This window comes from Streptomyces sp. T12 (assembly GCF_028736035.1).
GTDB lineage: Bacteria > Actinomycetota > Actinomycetes > Streptomycetales > Streptomycetaceae > Streptomyces.
Genome location: NZ_CP117866.1, coordinates 10,354,627 through 10,374,390, shown reverse-complemented (window position 1 = coordinate 10,374,390; position 19,764 = coordinate 10,354,627). Strand labels below are relative to the sequence as shown.

Sequence of the window (19,764 nt, the reverse complement as noted above, 5' to 3'; positions counted from 1 at the left end):
TGTGAGGATGTGGCAATGGCGTGGCTGAGGAAACCCGGGAGGCGGTCGGTCGGGCTCGTGGCCGCGGCGAGTGCGGCGCTGGCGTTGACCGCCTGCAGCCCGGGCGGCTCCGACGACGGGGACTCCGGGGACCGCGAGGCGAAGTACAAGCGCGTCATCGAAGACCCTCACCCGCGCCCCGCCGACGTCATCGAGGCGGCAGGCGCACCCACCGACGTGGTCCGCGCGGACGACGGCTCGTTGCTCCTTACGTACGACGCCGGCAACGTCGAGGACGACGAGGGGTCGGCCGCCTCCGCCTGGCGCATCGTGGGCCCCGACGGCCGTACGGTCGCCGAGCACGCGGAACACGCGGACGCGGAGGCGACGCCGGCCACGTTCACGGGGGTGCGCGGGGGCTTCGTGCGGGTGCCGCCGGGAGAGGGGGCCGAGGGTGTGTACGCCCTCGACGTACACGGCAAGCGGCACGGGGTCACCGTCGCCGAGACCCCGTTGGGCACCCGCCCCGGCGACCTCCTGCTCGCCGAACTGGAGCCGACCCTCATCTACCGTCCCGCCACGCGCACCGTGGCGTCCCCGGCCGGCCTGCCGGACGACACCATCGGCCTCGCTGTCGACGAGCGGGGCACGGCCTGGAGCCTGACCCAGCCGCTGACCGAAGACCCCCACCGCGTCGTCTGGCAGCGCGACGGTCGCACCCTTGGCTCCACGGTCGTCCCGAAGCCGTACGCGGGAGGCATCCTCGCGGCGCGGGGTGGCACCGCGGCGTTGTCCCTCATCCGGGGCGAGGGCGTGCGCGGCCTGTTGGTGACGACGGACGGCGGCGGGCACTGGCGGACGGCCCTCGGCGGCGGCATTCCCTGGAAGGACCTCAAGCGTGGCCCGGAGTCGCTGGTCCTGGAGCTGCTTGCGGACGGGCGGCTGCTCGTCGGCGAGGAAGGCGGCCGCTACTGGCTCGCCGACGACCGCACCAACAGCGCCTTCCACGAGCTCAAGACGCCGGCGAGATTCACGTCGTTCACCGTCGACGGCACGACGCTCTACGGCATCGCGGACACGACGACGCCGACGTACGACCTGGTGACGGGCGAAGGGCTGTGGATCTCTCGCGACGGCGGCCACAAGTGGCGGCGCTACGAGCAGCGCGGATAGCGGCCGATTGTCGGCTGTGTACTCACCGGATCCGAAAAGTGATCCGCAGCGGCCGCACGCCCGGATGTCCGGTGGTGTGCAGCACCGCCTCGCCCGGTGCTGCGGCGCGGATGTCCCAGGCGCGGAAGCCCGGATCGGTCTCGTAGTCGACCGGTACGAGGACGATCGCCGTGCCGTCGACGGTGGGGGTGGCATCTCGCCAACGGCCGGAGAGACGCAGCTGGGTGGTGTCGCCGACGGGGAGGGTGACGGTGCGGCCCGTGTCGTCCTGGGTGAGGACGGCCGGGGCGGGCGGCACAGGGGTGGGGGTGGGGGTGGGGGTTGTCGCCGCGGGGGTCGGGGTGGGGGTGGCGGTATGGGCGGGCGGGGTCGGGCGGTGCGGTGGGGGGTTGTCGGTGCAGGCGGCCGCCGCCACCCCGAGGAGCAGGGTGGCGGCGGCGCGCGGCAGGAGCGTCATCCGTGTCATACGAGCGGGATGTTGATGCAGGTGAGGATGGCCGCCTGGGCCTTGAGCTGCTGTGTGGTGGCGTTGGGGTCGAGGCGTACCTTCTCGGCGTTCTGGACGGCCTCCAGGAAGGGGGTGTCCGCCTTCAGGTCACTGTCGGTGTCGACGAGTTCGTTCGGCTCGAAGGCTCCGTTGGCGAAGTTGAGCCAGGCGGCGAGCAGTTGGCGGTCGAGCGAACGCTTCGGGTCCAGGAGCAGGTTGAGGAAGAGGACGTCAGCGGCCTTGTCCTGGGTGGACACGTCGACCTTCTCGGAGAACACCGCGCTCGCGTGCTGGACGATCTTCAGATAGCAGTCCAGCGTCTTCTTGCCGAGCCCGGTGAGGTCGCCGGTCAGGTATTTGACGTACCAGACGTCGGCGAGCAGCGACAGCGGGGCATTGCCCTGCACGATGACGGGCATCGCGTCGGTCCCCGTACCGCCGTCGTCGTCGCGTGCCGTGAAGGACAGGTCGTACAGGCAGGGTTTGGCGTACGTGTGGGCCTGGGCGTCCGTCACGTCGCGCGGCTGGACGCTGGGGCTGCGGGCGGGGTCGGGGTCCGGCGGGTTGACGAGCGAGGTGGTCGTGGTGTCCGGTGTCCCGTCGCCCCACGCCCAGCTCATGGTCTCGTCATCGCTGCCGGGGTCGGTGACCCGGGCGGTGTACCGCTTCTCCTCGCCCGCGTGGACGACCAGTGTCCGCCCGCCCGCGAGCTGCACGGCACCGCTCTTGTCGATGGCGGCGGTCGGGTCGACGTTGGCGACGGTGATCTCCGCGTCGCGGCAGGTGGTGGTGTCGTCGTCGCTGCCGCAGACCTTCACGGTGAAGGTGCCGTTGTCGCCGAAGACGAGCTCGCGGCTGAAGGTGAGGGTGGCGTCGGGACGGTTGTTCTCCAGCTGTCCGGGCAGGGCGACGGGCTTGCCGTCGCCGGGGTCGATGGTGGCGGTGAGCGGGTCGAGCCAGCCCGGGTCGGTGACCGTGCCGGCGACGGTGAGCTTGCCGCCCTCCTCACGCGGGCCCTGGACGGTGAAGGCCACCGTGGGCGCCACGTTGGTGACGGTCACGGTCGCCGTGTCGGTGTCGGCCCCGGCGGCATTGCCGACGCGCAGGCCGACGGTGTACGTGCCGTCCTGGCCCACCCGGTCGAAGAGCGGGCTGACGCCGGTCGCGTCGTCGTAGGCGCCGTCGCCGTCGAAGTCCCAGCTGTAGCTGCCGCCGCCACCGGGAACGGTGGAGCCGCTCGCGTCGAGCCGTACGTCGGCGCCCTCCTCGGTGGAGTACGGCCCGCCCGCGTCGGCGGTGGGCCGGCAGCTCGCGGGGTAGTCGGTCGCCGGATTGGCCTGGCTCTGGCTGGGTGAGGTGGCGCTCGCGCCCATGCCTCGGCGGGCGAACACGCCCCACAGCAGGCACTGGTTGGCGCCGCCGTTGTTGGCCCGGTCGGCGGCGAGGATGCCGTCGCGGGCGTCGAGGAAGTCGGGTGAGGACGGCGTCAGTTTCATGCCGTCGACCATCAGCTGCTCGTGCCGCTGCTTTCCGGTGGCGTAGCCGTACGCGCCGACGAGCGCGGTGCGCATGTCCCACATGGCGGTGGCCCAGATCTCGCCGTCGTCGTGCACCTCACAGCTGCCGCCGTCGCAGAGGTCGGCGTAGGTGAGGTCGCTGTCGTTGTACGCGACGCGGCGCACGCCGGTGGCCGAGCCGTTGTTGTACTCGCCGTACACCGGGTCGTTCCACAGCGAGGTGGCCACCGCGTCGCTCCAGCCCTCGCCGAGCGCGCCGGTCTGCTCGCCGTCGCCCATGTCACCGCCGCCGACGAGCCGGTTGGACAGGCCGTGGCTGTACTCGTGGGCGACGGTGTCGCCGTTCATGGCCCGGTGCGTGTTGTGGTTGCCGCAGGACGTGCGTCCGACGAAGAGGCGCATGGTGCCGTTCTGACCGTCCGCGGGGGTGCTGAAGTTGGCGTTGCAGGCGGAGTCCCCGCTGGCGTCGAAGTCGACGTAGACGTCGACGCGGTCGCCGCCGGAGCCGCCGCCCCCGAGGTTGTCCTCCTGGAAGTTGCCCGACGCCTCGTCGAAGCCGAGCCCGTAGAGGTGGTCGTGCATGCGGTTGGTGTAGTAGAAGGCCTGGGTGACGACCGCGTCCCGGTCGGTGGTGAGGTCGGTGCCGCCGCTGGTGCGGAAGGCGTCCGTGAAGGTGTAGTTGAAGTGCTGGTACGCCGGGTCTCCGGCGGCCGGCGTCTGGGGCTGGTGGCCGAGCGTCTCGTCGCCCTCCAGGTCCTGGGAGACCTCGGCGTTGTTGCCGGTGGTGACCCGGCCGCTGACCCAGGAACGGCCGAGGCCGCTGAAGGGGACGGTCGTCGCGCTTCCGAGGGTGGGGTTCTGGCCGGTGAAGACCCGGCCCTCGGGGCCCTCGTTGCTGGTGAGGTCGGTGCGCAGGAGGACGGTGCCGTTCCCGGCGTCGACGACGGCGTCGTACAGGTGGTGGTTGGCGGCGGTGAGTGTGGTCCGCCAGGCCGGGCGGGCGGTGCCGTCGGCGAGCGGGAAGGTGACCCGCGTGGCGGTGGCGGTGCCGGGCGGGTTGTCGGTGCCGACTGAGGCTGCGGCCCGGTCCAGCGCGTCGCCCTTGTCGAGGGCGACCGTCCCGGTGGCGCGGGCCTCCGGGACGAGGCTGCCGGTGACGGTGAGGATACGGCCGGCCTTGTCGACGGCGACCGAGAGGCGGGCGCCGTGGACGGGGACGCCCCGGTCGCTCTGGCCGATGAAGACATGCCGTACGCCGTTGTGCTTGGTGCGGTACGACTTGACGACCTCGAGGGCGCCCAACTCGGCGGCGGAGAGGCCGTAGAGGGCCGCGTGGTCGCGTATGTGGTCCAGCGCGAGGGTACGCGGGTCGGCGGTGCTGGTGGCGGTGAGGGCGTTGCGGCCCTGCGGGGTGAGCCGCTTCGGTGTACCGAACCGGCTCCAGCGGACCGCCGTGCCGTCGAGTTCCTGAGCGGCGCGCAACTGCCCGGCTGTGGGCGCGACGCGCTTGTCACCGCGTACGTCGATGTTGGGGTACGGCAGATCCGGCTGATCCTGGGCCGGTCGCTGCTGCGTCCCGGGATGTTCGGCGGCGGTGGCGACCGAGGACGGTGTGACCGTGACCGCCGGCAGTGCGAGCAGGACCGCTCCGATGAGCAGTGATCGTGCGCGCTTCGATAAGCGTCTGGGTGGCAACATTCCCTCTCCCCCGTACGTTGGCCTTCCTGACTGCGAACCGAGGACACGGTACGTGCGCATGACAAGTCAGCGATAGAGCGCGTGCTGTGCCCGCCCCGTTCAGGCGGCCAACTCCTCCCGGGCCGCGTGCAATCGGAGGCTCGGAGCGAGTGGTGACACGTCCTTCCTGCGGGCGCCGGGGTGGCCGATCTGCCGGCGGCCTCGCCAGGCGAGACAGCAGCGCGGCTGTCAACGGCACATGGCCGAAGCTGCCCTGCACGGCCCCGCAGGCGTCGCGAGCCGGGCAGCCGTTCTGTGAGCGGCTCTAGAGGGAGTCGAGGCCGAGCTCGTGGTTCTTGATCGCCTCGAGGACGGCGCTCACGAAACCGTTCCAGAAGTGGTCGGCGTAGGGGCTGTCGCCGCTCGGCACGCCGGCCGTCGTCCTGCGCTTGGCCGCGCCGGAGAAGTCACCGAACATCGCCTTGCGCAGCGCGGTGGACAGCTCCAGCTGGGCGCCGGCACCGGTGCGGGTGCGATTGACGATGTTGGCCGGGTCGTCGCCGTTGATGGGGTCGGTGGCGCCCGCGAGGACCACGGCCACGTCCCAATCGGCGTTGGTCGTGGGGGAGGTCAGGCCGTACTTCGTGAAGGCCGCCAGCAGGTTGCGCTTGAGCCGCTCGTCCCGACCGCCGATGATGATCTTCTTCGTGGCTGTGTCGTCGAAGCCGTGCAGGGCCACGGCGTACAGGCTGCCGGCGCAGACGGCCAGGGCGGCCGGGTCGTCGCAGTGGGTGGAGGTGACGTGCTGCGCGGCGGAGTTGGCCAGGGCCTCGAACATCCAGTAGTCCCGCTGCGGCTCCCCCGGCACCGCCGCGCTCGCCGGGTCGGTGTTGACGTCGAAGGGCGTGTAACCGGCGATGGCCATGCACAACTCGCTCGTGCCCGCCTCGATCCCGCCGCCGTGCGGCGCGATCACCGCCGTGCTGCTGATGGGGCTGCTCGTGCTGCGGGCATTGTCCGTGACCTGCACCGGCGCGCCGATGCGGAACCGGCGCATCCAGTCGGTGCCCTCCTTGGCCGCGGTACGGGTGTACAACTCGGTGTTGGACCCGTACTGGTCGGCTGCCGCGGCCGGCGTGGCGCCGCTGCCCATCACGGCATTGAGGGTGGGCAGGCCGGCGGCGACGGCGGCGACGGAAGCGAGGACGGTGCGTCTGCTGGTCTTGTTCACGGGGCGATCCTGCGTCACGGCCCGACGTCCCCGTGCGGCGGGTCCATCCCGGCATGAAGGCCCTTTGCCGGGGGCCATCACCAAGGAACTGCTCTCAGGGGCCGCGGCCCTGCTCTCAAGGGCGGCTCGTACCCATGCTCGCCCCACCTCTCGACGGCACTCTGGCCTCTCGCAGTACTCCGGCGGGTGGGTCCAGCCGCGGGTGAGCGACATGGTGTCTCCTGTGACGGCGGTTGAACGTCAGGAGACGGCGGCGGAGCCCGGTGCGTGATCCCGCCCCTGCACCGGGCCCCGTCGGGGTTTCCGTGCCGGTGCTCAGTACACCTGCACCCCGAACGCGTTGAGGGCCTCGGTGACCGGCTGGAAGAAGGTCGTGCTGGGCGGGGTGGCGCAGTTGCCGCTGCCGCCGGAGGTGAGGCCCAGCGCCCGGGTGTCGGCGTAGAGGGGGCCGCCGCTGTCGCCCGGCTCGGCGCAGATGTTGGTGCGGATCATGCCGGTCACCACGCCGTCCGGATAGCGCACACTCCAGTTCACGCCGGTGACCCGGCCGCAGTGGGTGCCGGTGGTGGAGCCGCGGCGGCAGGCGGCCTGGCCGCGCTGGGCGTCGGCGGCGCTGGTGATCTCCTGGTCGCCGACCGTGCCGGGCGGGACGGGTTGGCCAGGGTCGTAGGCCACGCGGCCGTAGTCGTTGCCGGGGTAGCTGGAGCCGGGGGTGGTGGTGCCGATGTGCGTGACAAACCGGTCCGAGTACCAGTCGGAGGTTCCGTTGGTGCAGTGACCGGCGGTGAGGAAGTAGTAGTTTCCGGCGCTGTCCCGGGTGTTGAAGCCCAGCGAGCAGCGGAACGTGCCGTCGGCGCTGCTGCTGTAGACGGCATCCCCTCCGGAGAGGTACCTGGTGAGCTTGCCCGGCAGGCGCTCGACGCGCAGCACGCCGCCGTCGGCGCCCAGGCCCCTCTTGATGGCGTCGATCGCGGCGGCGGACACGGTGCTGTCGGCGGCGAGCAGCACCCTGCCGGTCGTGTCGTCCACGCTCCAGGCGGTGCCGACCACATCGGCGCTCGCGACCGCTTTCTCGACCGCGGCGAGTTGCGCGCTGCTGTACATGGTGGTCGGGCTGGGGTCGCCGGGGCCTGCGTGGGCCGCGGTCCCGGCCAGGGCCGTCGCCGCCAGGACGGTCAGTCCGGACGCGAGTGCGACCAGGCGGGTACGTCGTCTCGCACCGCGGGGCGCCGGGCGTGTGGTCCTCATACGAGCCTCCAGGAAGGGTCGGGCCGCACGCCACGGGACGGGAAACGGCCGCTCGGTGCTCCCTTCCGGACGCTAACCGCGCCCCCAAGCCCCGAGCGACCTGGGCACCGCGTACGGGTGACGGCCCGACAGGCCACCGCGTGCCAGTCACGAGCCCGACCGAGCACCGCGTACCGGTGACGGTCCAGCCAGTGCACCGCGTACCAGTCACGAGCCCGACCGAGCACCACGTACCGGTCAAGGTCCGCCCAGGCCACCACGTACGAGTCACGGGCCCGACCGAGCACCACGTACCGGTCACGGTCCGCCCAGGGCACCGCGTGCCGACGACAGACCGGCCAGGGCACCGGGCGCGGCCTGGCCCACCCCGACCACGCCGTCGCGTGCGGACGACGGATCAGCCAGGGCATCGGGGACGGGTGACTCTCCGGCACGGCATCGGGGACGGGTGGCTCCTCGCCACGGCGCCAGGGACGGGTGATGCCTCCTCGCCGCGGCCCTGCGTGCGGGCGGCGACGCCAGAACGGCCGAGTGCGTGGCGCACACCGTCAGTGGCTCGGTGCCGATCATGACGCAGTGGTGCGCGGTCCCGTTCGTCGCGGAGACGGACAGCCGGATCAAGGGCACGGGCCGACAGACCGCCAGGGGATGAGGCATCAGGGCGGATGGTGACGAGACGTGTCGTCAGTCGCGGCGAACGACCGCGAACCGCCCCCCGTTCAACCGAGGGTCCAATCGACGCTGTCTGTGTACGTCGAGCCGTTGATGGTCGCGGTGACGGTCACGGTGTTCTGCCCCGGCCTCAGTGTGACGTCGGCCCACCGGAAGATGTGGTCGCTGCTGCTCAGGGTCCCCAGGGACGTGCCGTTGAGGGTGGCGGTGACCTTGTCCGCGTTGGAGTAGACCTTCAGTTCGGTGGTGGCCTCGGTTCGCCGGGTCCAGCGGCGGCTGGTGATGTAAAGGGTCGGAGTGCTCGCCCAGTTGGCCTTGTACCAGTAGAAGGCGCCCTTGCGGATCTGCCGGTCGTGGGTGACCAGGCCCTTGTCGTTGATTCCAGGTCGGCTTCCTTCGTTGCGGCCGTCGGAGGCGAAGTCGAACATGGCCCAGACGAACGCGCCCCAGATGTACGGACGGCCGGCGAGCTGCTTCCAGGCCGCTTCGTGGAACAGCGACTGGTATTCCTCGGGGTGCCAGGCTCCACCCGGTTCGGGCTTGGGCGGGTTGAGGGCGTGCTGGGTGGTGTTGGCGCCGGCACCGTACTCCGAGATGGCGATACGGCGGGACGGCGAGTTCACGTGCAGGTTGTCGGCCCATGCACCGAGCTCGCCGTCCTTGGAACCGTAGTACCAGCCGAGGTACTTGTTGAAGCCCGTTGTCCGCGTGTGCAGTCCGGCCTGTGCGCTGTCGGGGTCCTCGCTGCGCACCGCGTAGGTGGAGAGCCGGTCCGGGTCCTCGGCTTCGATGATGCCGGCCAGTGACGCGAGCAGCGTGTTCGTGGCGGTGCCGTTGTAGTCGGTGAGTTCGTTGCCGATGCCCCAGAAGACGATCGACGGGTGGTTGTAGTTCTGCCGGATCAGCTCACGCAGTTGGTTCTGGGTGCTCGCGGTGAAGGCGGTCGAGTCGGTGACGGAGTTGACCAGCGGAATCTCCGCCCACACGACCAGCCCACGTTCGTCAGCGAGTTCGTAGTCCTTCTGGTCGTGTTGGTAGTGGGCCATCCGGATGGTGTTGGCGCCGAGCTCCCGGATGAGGTCGAAGTCCTGTGTGTGGTCGGCGTCGGATATCGCCCAGCCCTTGCCGGCCCGCTCCTGGTGCAGGTTGACGCCGTGCAGACCGAGGTGGCTGCCGTTGAGGTGGAAGCCGGTGTCGGCGTCCACGGCGATGGAGCGAAGGCCCAGGCGTTCGGTCACCACATCCGTGATCCTGTCCGCGCCCGCGGTGACGTCATGGAGCTCAACGCTGGCGTTGTAGAGGTACGGATCTGCCAAGCCGTTCCACAGGCGTGGGCGGTCGATGCTGACGGTCTGTCTGATCTCCGCGCCGGTGGCCGCGGCGACGACCTGCGCGGCGCTCCTGGTCTCCGCGACGACGGTCCCGCCCTTGTCGGCGATGACGCTGCGGACGACCACCGATCTGGTGGTGTTGCCGTCGTTCCACAGCTTCGTCGTCACGGTCACCGTGGCGGACGCCGCGGTCACATTGCTCTGCCGCAGGTAGACGCCGGGACCTGCGTAGTCCTCCATCCGCACATGGAGATCGTCGGTGGCCCACAGGCTCACATTGCGGTAGATGCCGCCCTCGAAGGTGTAGTCCGCGCCCACCGGCGCGATGGCGGTGTCGCGGGCATTGGTCACTCTCACCGCGATCACGTTGTCGCCGCCCGGGACGAGCACGGCGGTGGCGCCGAACCTGAACCGGGAGTATCCACCTTTGTGCTGCCCGAGATAGGTGCCGTTGATCCAGACGTCGGCGACCTGGTTGACCCCGGCGAACTGCAAGTACAGCCTCTTCCCGGCCAGTTCGGACGGCACGGTGTAATGGCGGCGGTACCAGCCCACTCCGCGGTAGTAGTTGTTGCCGCCGTCGGCGCCATCGGCAGCGTTCCAGGTGTGGGGCGTGTTGACCGACGTCCATCCTGAGTCGTCGAACCCGGGCCGCTCCGCACCTGTGACGTCTTCTCTGACGAATCGCCACCCTGCGTTGAGATCGATGCGCACCCGCGGATTCGGCGCTGTGTACGTCGCAGAAGCGGACGCGGCACGGGCAGTCGGAATTCCCGCCAACGAGGCCAGTACTCCTCCAGTTGTCCCGCTCAGCACTTGTCGGCGAGTAGGGAATCCTGCCATTTCAGAACTCACTCCCGTGGAGGTGAAGTAGAAGATCGAAAGCTGAAGCTCGAAGGGGATCACGCGTTGCGATCCCTGCTGTGCGACGTGGATCTCCGCGCGTTGAAGGCGGTAGCGGGTGGACTCGTCGGAGGCGGGCGTGCCGAGCTTGGTGGCTCGGAGCCGGAGGTAGCGGCCGGTGGCCGAGGTGAGGGTGTAAGTCTGGGCGGCTCCGCCCGGGTTGGCCTGGCCGGTGACGGTGCGGACCGTGGTGTACGTACTGGCGCCGTCGGCCCTGGTCTGCAGCGTGAAGTCGACGGTGCCTCCGCCCGGAAGTCGTTCATCCGGGCTCGGTCGGACACACCCGAGCGGGAGGATGAATCGATTCAGTCACCAGCGCTGCAACGGGATTTGGGCTGGTTCAGGGCTCTGAACGGCTGCGGGCAGCGGGCGCGGGGTGGCAGGCCTCCCTGCCACCCCGCCCTTTCTCAGGTCAGTTGATACGGACGATCTTCCAGAGCTGGTCGTCGACGCCGGCGCTGTTCCACTGGACGACGGCCGCCCCGTCGGCGGTGGAGGACTGGGCGACACCTGCGACGAGGGTGCTGTTCACGTTCCGGAGTCGGAAGTAGCCGTTGCCCGCGTCGGTGAGGGTCCACTTCTGGGAGTCGGCGCTGGAGGCGGTGTTCTGGACGATGGCAGCGCCTGCCGTGCCGGAGGAGCCGCGGATGTCGAGGTTGAGGTTGCTGTTGACGTTCTTGATGGTCCAGGCTCCGTTGCCGGCGGACTGGAAGGTGAACAGCTGGCAGCTGCAGGCGGAGTTGCGCCACTGGTTGGCTGCGGTGTCGCTGGTGGTGGATGCGCCGGGGATGTCCAGGTACTTGCCGCTGTTCTTGTTGACGAGGACGTACTGGCCGGTGCCGAGGGGCGGCAGGGCGGTCTGGTCGAGGTCCCAGCGCTGGCAGGCGCAGCCGGTGTCGCTCCACTGGGCGGCGGTGGTGCCTACGGTGGTGGAGGCGTTGGGGATTTCGAGGTACTTGCCGGTCACGCGGTTGGTGATGGTGTAGCCGCCGGCGGGATGGGGAGCTACGGCCCATTCGTGGTCGAGGGTGCCGTTGTCGTCCCATTGCAGGGCCTTGGCGCCGTCGGCGGTGGACTGGTTCTCCACGCCGAGGACCTTGCCGCTGGCGACATTGAAGATCTTGAAGTACCCGGAGGGCTGCCGCGCGAAGCGCCACTGCTGGTCGGTGGCGTTGGTTGTGTTCTGCTGGGTGGCGACGGTGCCGTTGCCGGTGGACCCGCCCGCGATGGTGAGCTTCAGGTCACTGTTCGCGTTGGAGACGGTGTAGGTGGCGCCGTCGGAGACCCCGCCGCCCAGGTCGATGACGCTGTACATGACCGAGTTGACGCCGGTGCTGCGCGCCCGCCCGCCACTGAGCACCATCAGGCTGTGGCCGTCGGCCAGCGGGAGCATACCCCGGCTGTACCCGCCGGCGACGTTGGAGCGCATACGGGTCCAGGCGTTCGCGGCCCCGTTCTCCGTGTTGACGAACAGGTCGTCCTGACTCTCGCCGCTGAGGACGAGGGTGCCGTTCGGGCCACCGGCAGGCAGCCAGGTGATGAAGGGCGCTCCGCTGGGGATGACGCCGTCGGTCGACCGCAGCACCCGGCCGGTGACGGAGCCGAATCCCTCCGGGTCGGAGGAGATCTTGTAGTACACGGAGCACCTGCCCTCAGGAGCGTTGCAGTACTCGTAGCTCATCACGTAGTTGCCGTTCGGCAGCCGGGTGACGACCGGCATCCCGGGCCGGTCCGCGTAGGTGGGCATCGACACGTCGTCCACGACCGGGCCCCAGTTGCGCAGGTCCGTGGAGACCTGGTGCACGACCTCCTGGCCGTGGGCGGTGTCGCGCTGGTCGGAGTAGTAGACGATGAGCCGGTCACCGGACAGCAGGAAATACGGCTCCCAGACGGGGGTGAAGCCGTTGGTGGAGAATGCCGGGCCGCCGGTGGCTATGTTGGTGACGAAGTCCCAGCTCTGGCCGCGGTCGGTGCTGGCGTACAGGTCGATCTTGCTGCCGCCCCACCGGTCGTACGGCACCGAGTCGCCGGCGGCGAGGATGGTTCCGGCGGGGAAGCCACCCATGGCGCGGGGCAGTTCGAACAGCTCGGGCTCCCAACGCATGCCCCAGCCGTTCTGGGTGTCGGCCACCTCGGAGATCTTCGTCCAGGAGGCGCCGTTGTCGGTGCTGCGGTAGATCGGGAAGACCGGCATGTCCTCGCGGTACTGCTCGAACGTGGCGAGCAGGGTGCCGTTGGCCGAGCCGTTGTGCTGCAGACGCATCGCGCGCGGATAGAACGTCCCGGGCGAGAGCGCGTTCGACGGCGGGGTGTACAGGGTCTGGGCGGGGCGCGAGATGGCGTCTGCCCTGCCCGCGGCCGGCACGACCAGCGTCGCCGCCGCGACGATCAGGGCGAGCAGCAGGAACAGGAGGGCGGTGGGACGCGGAGCGGCGCCGGGTCTGGCGCCTGTCTGCGCAGGAGACATTGTGCGGCTCCGATAACGGGGAAGGGGGAGTGTTTCGGTGCCCGCCGCTCGCCGGACCGGTCGGGCCGGGGAGCGGCGGAGTCCAGTGGGCGTGCGTGCGTCGGTCGGGCCCGGAGGGGCTGGTGACGTTCGCCGTGCGGCCCGGCCGGATCCCTCAGGGGGGACGGCCGGTGGGTGACAGGCGGGCTGTGCCCCAGTTGTGCGGGCGTATGGTCGGGGCGGTTTGGGCTGGCGCTCAGGGGGTGCGGAGCAGCGGCCGGCCTCGGCGGGACGGCGGGGGCGCGGTCGAGCCGCGGACGACGAGCTCGACAGGGGGTTCGTCCGCCTGCGGCAGCTCGGTGTCGGGCTTCTCGATGGCGTGCACGAGAAGCCGGATTCCTTCCCGTGCGGCAGCGTCGAAAGGCTGGCGCACGGTGGTCAGTGGGGGCGAGACGTAGGCGAAGACCGGGTTGCCGTCGAACCCGACGACACTGATGTCCTCCGGCACGCGCCGCCCGGCTTCCCGTAGGGCATGGATCAGGCCGATGGCCATCTCGTCGCCCGCGGCGAACACCGCGGTCACGGAGCCGTCCGAGGCCAGCGCGCGACCCGCCGCGTACCCGGAGGCGGCCGACCAGTCACCGTTGAGCAGCGGCGGTTCGTGTGCGCTTCGTGCGGCAAGTGCCGCCTGCCATCCCTCGATGCGGTCCTTGGTGGCGTACCACTGCCGCGGGCCGGCGAGGTGATGGACGGTCTCGTGTCCCAGGTCCAGCAGGTGTTCGGTGGCCGCCCGCGCAAGTTCATGGGCGCCCACGCTCACGGTCAGCGTCCGGGTGGCGGTGAAGGAGGGGGGCGCCCCGAGGAAGAGGACCGGCACGTCGACGCGGAGGGGGACTTCTCCCTTCACGATGGGTTCGGAGACGACGACGCCGTCCACGCCCTGTTCGAGGAGTGACTCCACGGCGCCTGCGATGCCTTCCGGGTCGCCGTCCGGTGTGTTGATCACGCGGAGCGCGTAACCGGCGTCCCGTGCGGCCTGTTCGATGTACACGAGCAGGGAGGCGGTTCCATACCCCGCGGTTCCCAGAGCGACGACGCCGAGGGAACGGTTGCGTCCGGAGGCCAGTGCCCTGGCCGCGTGGTTCAGCCGGTAGCCGAGTTCCTCGGCGGCCGTGAGGACACGCTGACGGGCCTCGTCCGAGACGTACGGCTCATTGTTGAGAACCCGGGAGACCGTCTTGCGCGACACCCCGGCCAGCTGTGCGACGTCCGCACTGCGCGGCACAGGCGAGGCCACGCCGCGCCCCACTCCTGGTGTCATGAAGGCTCCCCATGGCTGGTGTTCCTGCATCGAACGTGGTCAGCGATATGACCGCGCGGTCTGACCGCGCGGTCATGTCTACGCAGCAGTCGGGCGTGCGTCAAGAGTTCTCACAGCTCCGCTTCACACCGGGACCATGCGGCGAGGGTCGCCACGACGACCTCGCAAGACGAGCCCCTGGCGTGTATCGACGCAGGTGAGACACCCAATGGCCAGGCGCTTCGGCTTGCCCGGACAGCCCGGCGAGCAGAGTCCGAATGCGAGGTGAGCACCTCTGCCCGAGTCCGCTTCGTGCAGGTCGCCAAACGCAGAGCCTTGACAGCGGCCGCGCGAAACGTTCACTCTTCCTGGCGTCGGCCGATCGTGTTTGTGCGATCGCGTTTGATTATGGTCGCTTCACGGCCACTTCCCCGCCACATCCCTTCGGGCCGACGTGCCAAGCCTGGGTACGGCCGCCCTGTCAGGAGCCGAAATGCACCTCTCCTCCCTCGGCCAGTCCATGCCTGGTACCAGTCGCCGCACTCTGCTGCGTGGCGTGGGCGGCGCCGCTGTTCTTGGCGCCGGTGTCCCGCTGCTGAGTGCGTGCGGTGGCGGTGGTTCGGCGAGTGATCCGAAGACGGTCACGGTCGGTTCGAACGCGTCGGACGCGGTGCCGAAGAAGGCGTTCGCCGATATCTACGCGGCGTTCAAGAAGGAGTCCGGGCTCACGGTCGACGTGAACACCAAGGACCACAACACCTTCCAGGAGCAGATCAACTCCTACCTGCAGGGCACGCCGGACGACGTGTTCAACTGGTTCGCCGGTTACCGGATGCAGTTCTTCGCGGCCAAGGGGCTGGCCACGCCGCTGGATGACGTGTGGAAGTCCATCGGGGGCAACTTCCCCGACGCGATGCACAAGCTCTCCAAGGGCGAGGACGGCAAGTACTACTTCGTGCCGCTGTACACGTACCCGTGGGCGCTGTTCTACCGCAAGAGCGTGTTCAAGGAGAAGGGCTACGAAGTGCCCACGAAGTGGGACGACTTCGTGGCGCTGTGCAAGCAGATGAAGAAGGACGGCCTGGTGCCGATCGCCTTCGGTGACAAGGACGCCTGGCCGGCGCTGGGCACGTTCGACCAGATCAACTTCCGTGCCAACGGCTACGACTTCCATGTGGAGCTGATGGCGGGCAAGGCCGCCTGGACCGATGCCAAGGTGCGCAAGGCCTTCGACCTGTGGGCGCAGATCCTGCCCTTCCACCAGGAGGGCGCCACGGGCCGTACCTGGCAGGACGCCGCCCAGACGCTGGCGTCGAAGAAGGCCGGCATGTATCTGCTCGGCACCTTTGTGGGTCAGCAGTTCACCGACGAGGCCGACCGTGAGGACCTGGACTTCTTCGCCTTCCCGGAGATCGACCCGGCCTACGGGCAGGACACCGTGGAGGCGCCCACGGACGGGTTCATGCTCTCCAAGGCCCCGAAGAACAAGGCCGGTGCGGTCAAGCTGCTGCAGTACCTGGGCTCGCCGGCGGCGGAGGAGATCTACCTCAAGTCCGACCCGAACGTGGTGGCGGCCTCCACCAAGGCCGACACCTCCTCCTACAGCCCGCTGCAGAAGAAGGCCTACGAGATGATCTCCGGGGCGAAGTCCCTGACGCAGTTCATGGACCGTGACAGCCGGCCGGACTTCACCTCCACGGTGATGCAGCCGGCGCTGCAGAAGTTCATCCGTGACCCCAAGCAGATCGACAGCCTGCTGTCGTCGATCGAGCGCCAGAAGAAGACGATCTTCGCGTCGGGCTGATCGAGATGACGACTGACATCACCAAGGAGACCCCCGAGGCGGCCGCTGTGCCGCCTTCGGGCGCTGCCCAGCCCAAGAAGGTGCCCCGCGGGCACCGCCGTCTGCTGACCCGCCGTGACCGGCTCACCCTCGGCCTGATGGCCGGGCTGCCGACGATCCTGCACATCGCCCTGGTCTGGGTCACCGCGCTGGCGTCGATCGCGCTGGCCTTCACCACCTGGGACGGCATCGGCTTCGACTCGATCAAGTGGGTCGGGCTGGACAACTTCCGCGAGCTGTTCACCAACAACCCGCAGTTCTGGCCGGCCGTCGAGCACAACGTCGTCTGGTTCGTCGTGCTGATCCTGATCCCGACCCCGCTGGGGCTGTTCCTGGCCGTGCAGCTGGACAAGAAGATCCGCTTCAGCCGCGTCTACCAGACCGCGTTCTTCCTGCCCGTCGTGCTGTCGATGGCCGTCATCGGCTTCGTCTGGCAGCTGGTCTACAACCCCGACACCGGCCTGATCAACAGCGTCATCGGCGCCAACGAGCCCGGCAAGTACATCGACTGGATCGGCGACCCCGACCTCAACCTGTGGGCGATCCTCGTCGCCGCGTCCTGGCGCCACGCCGGCTACATGATGATCCTCTACCTGGCCGGCCTCAAGGGCGTCGACCCCGCCCTGCGCGAGGCCTCCGCCCTGGACGGCGCCGGCGAGTGGCAGACGTTCAAGAACGTCATCTTCCCCACCCTGCGCCCCACCAACACCATCGTCCTGGTCGTCACCATCATCGAGGCCCTGCGCGCCTTCGACCTCGTCTTCGTCTTCAACAAGGGCGCCGAAGGCACCGAACTGCTCTCCATCCTGGTCACCAACAACATCATCGGCGAGTCCAGCCGCATCGGATACGGCTCGGCCATCGCCGTCGTCCTGCTGCTGATCTCCCTGATCGTGATCATCCCCTACCTGGTGGCCACCTTCCGCAAGGAGCGGCGCGCATGAGCACCACCACCGCCCCCCTCAATGCGTCCAAGCAGCGCACCCCGATCCGCCCGGCCAGGATCCTGCTGCACCTCTTCCTCGCCTCGATGGCACTGGCCTGGCTCGCCCCGCTGCTGTGGGCCGTCTACGCCGCCCTGCGCCCCTACGCCGAAACGAGTGAGAAGGGCTACGTGTCCTGGCCCGACACGCTGACGTTCGACAACTTCACGAACGCCTTCCAGCAGTCGGACATGACGCACTACTTCGGCAACACCATGCTCATCGCCGTCCCGGCCGTACTGGTGACCCTCTTCCTGTCCTCGATGGTCGCCTTCTACGTCAGCCGCTTCGACTTCCGCATCAACCTGTTCCTGCTGCTCGTCTTCACCGCCGGCAACCTCCTCCCGCAGCAGGTCATCATCACCCCCCTCTACCGGCTCTACCTCCTGATCGACCTGCCCGGCATCACCATGAGCGGCAAGCTCTACGACTCCGCCCTCGGCCTGGTCCTCATCCACGTCGCCTTCCAGTCCGGGTTCTGCGCCTTCGTACTCAGCAACTACATGAAGATGCTCCCCCACGAACTCACCGAAGCCGCACTCGTCGACGGCGCCTCCGTATGGCGGCTGTACTGGCAGATCACCCTCCCCCTGTGCAAACCGGCGATGGCCGCCCTCGGCACCCTGCTGTCCATCTGGATCTACAACGACTTCTTCTGGGCCCTCGTACTGATCTCCACCGGCGAGAACATGCCGATCACCTCGGCACTGAACAACCTCTCCGGGCAGTACTTCACCGACCCCAACCTCATCGCCGCCGGCGCCCTCATCACCGCCGTCCCGGTCCTGGTCGTGTACTTCCTCCTCCAGCGCCAGTTCGTCAGCGGCCTCACCCTCGGCGCCAACAAGGGCTGACGTCCCGTCATTCACCTGATTCCTGCTACCTCCCGGAGCACCACCAGTGAGCACTGAACGCCGCCTTCGCCTGCCCGGCATCGCCTACGGCGGCGACTACAACCCCGAGCAGTGGCCCGAGGAAGTCTGGGCCGAGGACATGCGCCTGATGCGCGAGGCCGGGGTGACCATGGTCAGCGTCGGCATCTTTGCGTGGGCGCTGCTGGAACCCGCAGAGGGTGAGTACGACTTCGCCCGCATGGACCGGTTGCTGGACCTGCTGCACGAGAACGGCATCGCCGCCGACCTGGCCACCCCGACCGCCGCGCCGCCCGCCTGGTTCTTCCGGGCTCACCCGGAGGCCCTGCCCGTCGACCGCGACGGCCGTACGCTCTCGTACGGCAGCCGCCAGACGTTCTGCCCGTCCAGCCCGGCCTATCGCACCGCCGCCCTGCGCATCACGCGCGCCTTGGCCGAGCGCTACGCCGACCACCCTGCCGTCGCCATGTGGCACATCCACAACGAATACGGCTGCCACAACGCGGCCTGCTACTGCGACGTCAGTGCCGTCGCCTTCCGCACCTGGCTGCGCCATCGCTACACCGACGACCTGAACGCCCTCAACCACGCCTGGGGCACCACCTTCTGGAGCCAGTGGTACTACGACTGGGACGAGATCCTCCCGCCCCGAGCCACCGGCGCCGACCCCAATCCGGCCCATCTGCTGGACTGGCGCCGCTTCTGCTCCGACGAACTGCTGTCGCTGTACACGGCGGAACGCGACCTCCTGCGTGAGCTGTCCCCGTCGACCCCCGCCACCACCAACTTCATGGTGAACTTCAGCATCGACGCACTGGACTACTGGCGCTGGGCACCCGAGTTGGACATCGTCTCCAACGACCACTACCTGCGCTCCACCGACCCGGAGTCGGAGATCGACGTCGCGCTCTGCGGCGACCTGGTGCGTTCCCTGGCCGGCGGGCCATGGCTGCTGATGGAGCACTCCACCGGAGCCGTCAACTGGCAGCCCGTCAACCGCGCCAAGGGGCCTGGCGAGATGCGCCGCAACGCCCTCGCCCACGTCGCACACGGCGCAGACGGCATCGCCTTCTTCCAGTGGCGTGCTGCCAAGGCGGGCGCCGAACAGTGGCACTCGGCGATGCTTCCGCATGCCGGTACCGACAGCACGGTCTGGCGGGACGTCGTACAACTCGGCGCGGATCTCAAGGCCCTGGCCGAAGTACGGGGAAGCACTCCGACCGCCCAGGTCGCGGTGGTGTGGGACTGGAACGCCCGCTGGGCCCTGGAACAGCCTTCCCAGCCCAGCGGCGAGCTGCGCTTCCAGGACCTCGTACGGGACTGGTACCGGCCGCTGTGGCAAGCCGGCGTGGCCGTGGACTTCGTACGCCCCGACGACGACCTGTCCTCGTACCGCCTGGTGCTGGCACCCAGCCTCTATCTGGTCGGCGATACGGCCGCGGCCAACCTCACGCGCTTCGCCGAGCGCGGCGGCACGTTGGCGGTCGGCTTTCACAGCGGCGCGGTCGACGAGAACTGCCATGTCCGGCTCGGCGGCTACCCGGGTGCCTTCCGGGACGTCCTCGGCGTGCGCACCGACGAACTCTTCCCCCTGTTGCCCGGCGAGACGCTCCACCTCACCGGGGCGGTCCCCGCGGGTGCCACCGCCGCCCTGTGGTCCGAGCGCGTCCGGCTCACGGGCGCGGAAGCGGTCGCCTCCTACGGCGACGGGCCGCTGAAGGGCGTACCGGCCGTCACCCGGCACTCCCCCGGCGACGGAACCGCCTGGTATGTCGCTACTCGCCCCGACCCCGCGACCGTCGCCGCGCTGCTGGCCCGAATCTGCGACGAGGCCGGCGTGCAGCCGGTCCTTGCCACCCCGGTGCGCGGCATCGAAGCCGTCCGACGCAGTGGCACTGATGCCGACTACCTGTTCCTGATCGACCACAGCAAAAGCGGCGCCCAAGTCCCCGCCGAGGGCGTCGAACTCCTCACCGGCCAGGCCGTCAGCGGATCGGTCGCCGTTCCCGCAGGGGGTGTCGCGGTCGTGCGCGAGGAGCACTGACAGGTGACCGGGGTCAAAGGGCCCGCTCGTAACGCCGGGGGCGCGCTCGGCTACCTCG

General features: G+C 69.4%; 12 protein-coding genes. 5 read left to right on the top strand and 7 right to left on the bottom strand.

What is annotated here, in order from left to right; translation table 11 throughout:
- The first annotated feature begins 15 nt into the window (after positions 1-15).
- A complete protein-coding gene (locus PBV52_RS46590; protein WP_274247768.1) occupies positions 16-1,152 on the top strand; it encodes a hypothetical protein in 1,137 nt (378 codons plus the stop codon).
- A gap of 22 nt (positions 1,153-1,174) precedes the next feature.
- Here the strand turns inward: PBV52_RS46590 and PBV52_RS46585 are convergent, their stop codons facing one another.
- The 7 genes from PBV52_RS46585 to PBV52_RS46555 all read right to left on the bottom strand — a co-directional run bounded on the left by PBV52_RS46585 (position 1,175) and on the right by PBV52_RS46555 (position 13,985).
- Positions 1,175-1,618, bottom strand: a complete 444-nt coding sequence (locus PBV52_RS46585; protein WP_274247766.1) for a hypothetical protein — start codon at positions 1,616-1,618, stop codon at positions 1,175-1,177.
- Positions 1,615-4,854, bottom strand: a complete 3,240-nt coding sequence (locus tag PBV52_RS46580) for a M36 family metallopeptidase (RefSeq protein ID WP_274247764.1) — start codon at positions 4,852-4,854, stop codon at positions 1,615-1,617. The genes PBV52_RS46585 and PBV52_RS46580 overlap by 4 nt, the downstream gene beginning before the upstream one ends.
- Positions 4,855-5,158: 304 nt before the next feature.
- A complete protein-coding gene (locus PBV52_RS46575) occupies positions 5,159-6,064 on the bottom strand; it encodes a poly-gamma-glutamate hydrolase family protein (protein WP_274247762.1) in 906 nt (301 codons plus the stop codon).
- 315 nt (positions 6,065-6,379) lie between these two features.
- Positions 6,380-7,312, bottom strand: a complete 933-nt coding sequence (locus tag PBV52_RS46570; RefSeq protein ID WP_274247759.1) for a S1 family peptidase — start codon at positions 7,310-7,312, stop codon at positions 6,380-6,382.
- A gap of 719 nt (positions 7,313-8,031) precedes the next feature.
- Complete coding sequence (locus PBV52_RS46565) at positions 8,032-10,029, bottom strand: glycoside hydrolase family 2 TIM barrel-domain containing protein (RefSeq protein WP_274247757.1); 1,998 nt, start codon at positions 10,027-10,029, stop codon at positions 8,032-8,034.
- A gap of 601 nt (positions 10,030-10,630) precedes the next feature.
- Positions 10,631-12,685, bottom strand: a complete 2,055-nt coding sequence (locus tag PBV52_RS46560) for an RICIN domain-containing protein (protein WP_274247755.1) — start codon at positions 12,683-12,685, stop codon at positions 10,631-10,633.
- A 235-nt stretch (positions 12,686-12,920) separates the two neighbouring features.
- Positions 12,921-13,985 (bottom strand): LacI family DNA-binding transcriptional regulator, encoded by a 1,065-nt coding sequence (locus tag PBV52_RS46555; protein WP_274247753.1) that lies wholly within the window; start codon positions 13,983-13,985, stop codon positions 12,921-12,923.
- A 472-nt stretch (positions 13,986-14,457) separates the two neighbouring features.
- Here PBV52_RS46555 and PBV52_RS46550 point away from each other — a divergent pair, with 472 nt between their 5' ends.
- The 4 genes from PBV52_RS46550 to PBV52_RS46535 are packed head-to-tail and all read left to right on the top strand — an operon-like array spanning position 14,458 to position 19,706.
- Complete coding sequence (locus PBV52_RS46550) at positions 14,458-15,768, top strand: ABC transporter substrate-binding protein (protein WP_274247751.1); 1,311 nt, start codon at positions 14,458-14,460, stop codon at positions 15,766-15,768.
- A 5-nt stretch (positions 15,769-15,773) separates the two neighbouring features.
- Positions 15,774-16,751 (top strand): carbohydrate ABC transporter permease, encoded by a 978-nt coding sequence (locus PBV52_RS46545; protein ID WP_274240762.1) that lies wholly within the window; start codon positions 15,774-15,776, stop codon positions 16,749-16,751.
- Positions 16,748-17,644: a carbohydrate ABC transporter permease gene (locus tag PBV52_RS46540; protein WP_274240761.1), complete on the top strand. Its 897-nt coding sequence runs from the start codon at positions 16,748-16,750 to the stop codon at positions 17,642-17,644. Before PBV52_RS46545 ends, PBV52_RS46540 begins: the two co-directional genes overlap by 4 nt.
- 46 nt (positions 17,645-17,690) lie before the next feature.
- Positions 17,691-19,706, top strand: coding sequence for a beta-galactosidase (locus PBV52_RS46535; RefSeq protein ID WP_274247749.1), 2,016 nt, complete (start codon positions 17,691-17,693; stop codon positions 19,704-19,706).
- Positions 19,707-19,764: the final 58 nt, after the last annotated feature.